The 6,161-nt window shown below is 46.3% G+C and carries 7 protein-coding genes; 5 read left to right on the top strand and 2 right to left on the bottom strand.

What is annotated here, in order from left to right:
- The first annotated feature begins 120 nt into the window (after window positions 1–120).
- The 4 genes from QUB11_RS30540 to QUB11_RS30555 all read left to right on the top strand — a co-directional run bounded on the left by QUB11_RS30540 (window position 121) and on the right by QUB11_RS30555 (window position 3,422).
- Window positions 121–1,002 (top strand): glycosyltransferase, encoded by an 882-nt coding sequence (locus QUB11_RS30540; protein ID WP_333207417.1) that lies wholly within the window; start codon window positions 121–123, stop codon window positions 1,000–1,002.
- 86 nt (window positions 1,003–1,088) lie between these two features.
- Entirely contained in the window at window positions 1,089–2,099 is a 1,011-nt protein-coding gene (locus QUB11_RS30545) for a glycosyltransferase family 2 protein (protein WP_333207419.1), read from the top strand.
- A gap of 195 nt (window positions 2,100–2,294) precedes the next feature.
- The gene (locus QUB11_RS30550; RefSeq protein ID WP_333207420.1) at window positions 2,295–2,876 is read left to right on the top strand and encodes a serine acetyltransferase; all 582 of its coding nucleotides are present in this window, start codon (window positions 2,295–2,297) and stop codon (window positions 2,874–2,876) included.
- A gap of 78 nt (window positions 2,877–2,954) precedes the next feature.
- A complete protein-coding gene (locus QUB11_RS30555) occupies window positions 2,955–3,422 on the top strand; it encodes a hypothetical protein (RefSeq protein WP_333257896.1) in 468 nt (155 codons plus the stop codon).
- Between the two features lie 307 nt (window positions 3,423–3,729).
- On the opposite strand, the gene QUB11_RS30560 is transcribed toward QUB11_RS30555, so the two are convergent.
- Together QUB11_RS30560 and QUB11_RS30565 are read right to left on the bottom strand one after the other, a co-directional pair.
- The gene (locus QUB11_RS30560) at window positions 3,730–4,110 is read right to left on the bottom strand and encodes a glycosyltransferase family 4 protein (protein ID WP_333207423.1); all 381 of its coding nucleotides are present in this window, start codon (window positions 4,108–4,110) and stop codon (window positions 3,730–3,732) included.
- Between the two features lie 57 nt (window positions 4,111–4,167).
- Window positions 4,168–4,449 (bottom strand): hypothetical protein, encoded by a 282-nt coding sequence (locus QUB11_RS30565; protein WP_333207424.1) that lies wholly within the window; start codon window positions 4,447–4,449, stop codon window positions 4,168–4,170.
- A gap of 567 nt (window positions 4,450–5,016) precedes the next feature.
- On the opposite strand from QUB11_RS30565, the gene QUB11_RS30570 reads away from it, so the two are divergent.
- Window positions 5,017–6,030 (top strand): glycosyltransferase family 2 protein, encoded by a 1,014-nt coding sequence (locus tag QUB11_RS30570; protein WP_333207426.1) that lies wholly within the window; start codon window positions 5,017–5,019, stop codon window positions 6,028–6,030.
- Window positions 6,031–6,161: the final 131 nt, after the last annotated feature.

A 6,161-nucleotide genomic window follows, 5' to 3' on the forward strand; every position in this document is an offset into this window, starting at 1 on the left:
TATTTGGTATTTTATTCATCATTACAACTATGTTTTGAGCAAATGAATATCTAATCACTACATATTTATCACTACCCTTCAGATATCGTACATAGCGGCGTAGCAGGCTGGCCGATTCCGATGGCATGGTTAGTGACGCCAATAGTCCTGATACAGCGGAAACGATACCTGCTCGTAGTCGAGTCCGCACCGTGGCGGCTGCCACCGGGCACCCCTGCCAGCATTAAAGCCAAAATTCAAGCTTACATATACGAAACATTGAATCGCTGGTGCATAAACAGCGCCGACTTGACAATCTTTACACAGGGAGAATATCAGCAAAGTTTATTAAAAAAACGACACAACAAAAGTCACATAATTCACGCTTCGTGGATAGATGAAGAAAATATCATTTCGGAAGCAGAGGCGACTAAAATATGGCAGGAAAAACTGTCAGCCTCGCCCAAACAACTAAAAATTCTATTTGCGGGCAGATTGCATCCCAATAAAGGCTTGTTAGTTCTCCTAGAAGCAATGAAAATCTTGGACGAGCAAAACATTGCCGTCAAGCTGGACATACTAGGTGAAGGCGAACTGTTAAGCAACTGCCAAGCAGCAGGCAAGGCGATGCAAAAATCGGTACAAATCGAACTTTTGGGAACTATTCCTTACGGCAGAGAATTCTTCGGGCGGCTGCAACAATATCATGCTGTTGTGGTTCCCAGCATCTCGGACGAGCAGCCCAGAATCGTATACGATGCTTATTCCCAGGCCGTACCTGTACTGGCAAACAACACAGCCGGACTCCGCGACTGCATCGAAAACGGCATCACAGGTTCGATCGCTAATTGCAATGACCCCGTTGCTTTAGCAAACTTGCTCAAACAGTCGGGAGAAAACTTGAACCTACTTCAAAATATGGGCATGGCAGCTCTGAACAAGGCTCGCAGCCTGACTCACGAAGAAATGCACCGGCAGCGGTGGCAGCTTTTGTTAATGATGTTGGAGCAATTAAAAAAGTAGGCGATACCTGCACTGCGGGCGATCGCTCCAGCTTGCCAGATCGGTACAACTTGAGCTAAAAAGTTGTTACACAAACAACGGTACTTATGTCGAAGGCCAGCGAGTCCAATCATCCCTATCCACTGCTGGTTGTCATTGTTAACTACCGAACCTCTAGTTTGACAATTGACTGCTTGCGCTCTCTAGTTAGCGAAGTCCAATCGCTGCCCGGTATGCGAGTTGTAGTTGGCGACAATGCTTCAGGCGATCGATCCGTCGAAGAAATTAGTAGTGCGATCGCCTCAGAAGGCTGGAATGAATGGGCATCCTTCGTTCCCCTAGACCGTAACGGCGGATTTGCCTTCGGCAACAACGCCCTGATCCGTCCCGCCCTCCAATCCACCAATCCCCCCCCTTACTTCCTGCTGCTCAACCCAGACACCATAGTTCGCCCCGGTGCCTTAAAAGCCTTGGTCGATTTCATGGACACTCATCCCGAAGCCGGAATCGCCGGCAGCCGCTTGGAAGACCCCGACGGCACGCCCCAGGAGTCAGCTTTTCGGTTTCACAACATCTTGACCGAACTCGATTTTGGTTGGCGGACAGGCTTTATATCGAAGTTATTAGCCAACTGGACCGCAGCGCCTCCCATTTCCCAAGAAACCTGTCAAACTGATTGGGTAGCTGGAGCCAGCATGATCGTCCGTCGCGAAGTATTTGAAAAGATTGGCTTGATGGATGAAGCTTATTTCATGTACTGCGAAGAAATGGACTTTTGTCTGCAAGCGAACAAAGCTGGCTGGAGTTGCTGGTACGTACCCGAAAGTCGCGTTGTGCACTTAGTCGGCCAAAGCTCAGGCGTCACTGACACCAAAAAGCCCGCCAAGCGGCTGCCTACCTATTGGTTTGATTCCCGGCGTAGGTACTTTATCAAAAACTACGGCTTGGTTTACACAGCATTAACTGATGTATCTTGGGCTTCGGGTTTTGCAGCTTGGAGGGTGCGCCGCGTACTTCAAGGCAAACCAGATGGCGATCCACCACAATTGCTGAGGGATTTTGTATTAAATAGTGTATTTTTTAAGGGGGGTAAGATTGAAAAATCCAAAAACTTTTAAAGGGAGTTGGTAAATCGGTCAAAGCCAACTAAACCAGGTTAACCTAGGCAAGGAAAATATTTTATGATGCAGCCTAGAAATTAGTATTCTCGATCAATAAAACCGGATTGCTCCTTTCTCAAAAACCTGATATACCCATTAACATCGTCGGCATCTAGCAATAGAGTAAACAAGAAATAGTGTGAATTAGAGCTTATGGTAATTGAGCAAAACTTAATCACGAGTGAAAATCAAGTAGAAGAAGCCAGGCTGGGATTGTGGCAGCAAATTAAAGAAGACTGGATTGCTCATGGTCGAGATTGGACAAAACCGGGATTTCGCGCCGTAGCAGTGCAGCGTTTTGGCGTCTGGAGAATGCAGGTAGAACCGAAATTACTGCGAGCTCCTTTGAGCATTATTTATCGATCGCTCTACCGAAAAGTCCGCAATAGTTACGGGATAGATTTGCCTTACACTGTGAAGCTCGGTCGTCGCGTGGTGATTGAACATCAAAACGCTATTATTATTCACGGATATTGTAAAATCGGCGACGACTGCATTATCCGCCAAGGTGTAACGTTGGGAAACCGCTATTTGGACAAACCGCTAGAATCCCCTCAATTGGGCGATCGGGTGAACGTCGGGGCTGGTGCAAAAATCCTCGGAAAAGTAAACTTGGGAGACGACGTAAATATCGGTGCCAATGCTGTAGTTTTATCAGACATTCCAGCCGGTCAAACTGCCGTTGGTATCCCAGCCAAAATTATCAAATCCCGCCCTGCTGAAAACAATACTTAAATCATTGTCTTCCTTGTGCCTTTTTCTTCCTCCTATAACTCTGCGGAGATTCAATCAATCTACCTACTCAAGTTAGAGATGCCTGTTAAGCTAAAATTCACAAATAAGCACAATTGTCAACTTCATCAAAATATTGCACAAACAATGGTTGAGTCAATCACTAAGCCAATCCTTTCTGCTACAGAAGCAGACTGGAGCCGCGAAAAATCTAGCAAGTGGTGGGAACCCAGTCGCCAACTGCTCAAATCTATCCGCAACTATCAAAAGTGGCAGAAGCAGGGTGGGATTTTAGGCTATTTTTTATGCCGTTTGAACATCATCGAGTATCGATTCTGGAGCGTTGTAACTGCTACAGACATCCCTTTAAACTGCCACATACAAGGAGGACTGCTGCTGCCTCATCCTAATGGGATTGTCATTCATCCCAGTGCTTGCATTGACCCTAACTGTCTGATTCTTCAACAGGTGAAAATTGTTGCTGATGTCATGTCAAAATCGGCGGTCACGTCGATATCGGTGCAGGAGCGAAAATTATTCGCTCCGTAACGAGCGGCGATCATGCTTTGATTGGTGCTAATGCTGTGGTGATTTGTGACGTGCCACCAGGTGCAACCGCACTCGGAATTCCAGCAAAAATCATCGAAAGCAAGACCCATAAACTATGATAAAAATTATAGAAGTCGCATAAAAAATAGCAAATTAGCTCGACTTTTATTAAATTACAATAACTACTCAGTAGTTGAATTTAACAAGTAAAAATTGAAAAAAAGTGGATTGGTTGCCAACAGCTAGGATGTGGGATTTAAAAAATAACAAAAACCCGTGGCTTTTAGTTGCGGGAGCGCCCAAAACCTCAAGTTTTCCCCCTCACTTTTCCAGCGGGTTTCAATCTTTCGAGTACCAACTCAGCGCGCCTCCGTGCAACTTTTTCCCACGTAAATTCCTGTGCCCGCTCGCGGGCAGAGTCACTCATCCGAAGCCGCAACAGGGCACAACCAGCTAAATGTTGCAAGCCTGCGACTAGCGCTTTTTCATCATAGGGCGAAACAATTATGCCATCTTTACCATCTCGGATAACGCTACCCCCTCCCAGAGGTGAAGTTAAAACTGGCAAACCGTTAGCCATCGCTTCATAAGTAACCAGCGGACTGCCTTCTTCCAAACTGGGAAAAGCCAAAAAGTCAGCTTCGCGATCAGCCAAGGCAATATTGCTGGTGTAATCTTGATAAATCACGTCAGAGCGGTCTAAAATATCTTTACAAATTTCTGGAAGGGTCCCTTACCTCTTTCCCTAAAGTGGCAGTCTGCCTTGAATTCCTGATTTTTTCCACGCCAGTAAAAGCAAGTGAACGTTTTTCCTAACGCAAATAGATCCCACCAACAAAACAGTAAGAGTTTCTGACACCAACTTCTTTTGCGAAATATCCGCAAAACGCTTTGGAGACCAGCCATAACTGGTTGAGATCAATTTGCGATCTGGAACTCCTGATTCGAGATAAGATTTTCTTACCTCTGGACTGGGACAAAAAATCAAATCAGCCAGACTTATTTCTTGATCTTCTCGCTGGATCATATTGTCAGTAACTCTGTGTTGGGGCTGCACTCCTAAGAGATGCAAAGCATCGTCAAGAATCCTTTTTGCCTTCCGTGTATGGCAGTTAAATCGTTGGACGAAAATATTTTTGCCCTCATTCTTAACTTTTCTTAAGGTTTCTAATGAAGTGGGGGGTCACAAATAAGCGACATCATAATCTTTGAGTTTTTGCATAAAACTTTTCTCTGGTTTAGCTCTAGGAGCATCGGGAGTTGGCTGATAAAACCATTGGAGAACTCTAGGAACTGCCTCAACAAGATTAGGTCTGCGACACGGGGGGCGCAACTCGGAACTATCATGCTGCCCTGCAATTCCGGTTCCGTCCACTGTTGGCATAATGAAAGAAATATATGAGTAACTCCCGGATTTTGACAGTGATGCCAAACAAACAAGCTATCTTTACCATTTATAATTTCCCTCCTCATCATAGTTATCTGGTAGTAACATCTGAAAACAGAAAATTATTCGTATGTGGTATGGTAAAGTGGGTGTAGTTGCAGGACAAAAAATCAAATATTATTAGGCGTAAAATTCAAGAGGTAAACCTTGAAACAAATTGGATTAGTAGCGATCGGACGAAATGAAGGGCAGCGGCTCGGCCAATGCCTAGTCTCGGCCATAGACAAAGTTGCCCGCGTCATCTATGTCGATTCCGGCTCAACAGACGGTAGCCTAGAGTTAGCCCGATCGCTCGGAGCCGATACAGTAGAACTAGACTTATCTATACCGTTTACCGCAGCACGCGCCAGAAACGAAGGCTTTGCTCGCTTGCTGGAACTAGCACCAGACATCGAATTTGTCCAATTTGTGGACGGTGACTGCGAAGTAGTTGATGGATGGATCGATCGAGCCTACAGCGAACTCACAGCCAAACCCAACGTAGCAGCAGTGTGCGGGCGCAGGCGCGAACGATACCCCGAAGCCACCATCTACAACCAACTGTGCGACATCGAGTGGGATACCCCCATCGGCGAAACCAAAGCCTGCGGTGGCGATTTCATGATGCGCGCCGCAGCATTTCAGCAAGTCGGCGGTTTCAATCCGGCACTCATCGCCGGCGAAGAACCAGAAATGTGCGTGCGGTTGCGCCAAAAAGGTGGGAAAATCCTCCGCTTAGACGCAGAAATGACCCTGCACGACGCGCAAATGACCAGTTTCGCTCAGTGGTGGAAGCGGGCTCAAAGAGCGGGTCACGCCTATGCCGAGGGTTCCTGGATGCACGGAAGCGAACCAGAGCGCCATTGGGTCAAAGAAACCCGAAGCACCTGGTTTTGGGGCTTAGTCTTACCAGCCCTAGCCTTGGCAATGACATGGCCGACAAAAGGCTGGAGCTTGTTACTATTGAGTGGCTACCCCTTAGCAGCCTATCGCACCTATAACTATTATATAAAGCATCGGGATATCGCCACTAAAGACGCTGCCATCTACGCTTTGTCTTGCGTATTAGCCAAATTTCCCCAGCTACAAGGTCAAATCCAGTTTCACCAGCGCCGATTGCTGGGGCAGCAGAGCAAACTAATCGAATACAAAACAACCAACTCTATTAATTCAGCCAGCTAGAATTACAGCTAACGTCCCAGAAAGTCAGCCCCTCAGTAGCAAACAAATGAGTAATAAAACCCACATTCCGCAGATATTTAGACAAATTTAATAGTTTTAAATTGGGAGGCATAAAGCCATGGAATCAATAT

The organism is Microcoleus sp. B6-A1, assembly GCF_036705085.1.
In the GTDB taxonomy this organism is placed as follows: Bacteria; Cyanobacteriota; Cyanobacteriia; order Cyanobacteriales; family Microcoleaceae; genus Microcoleus.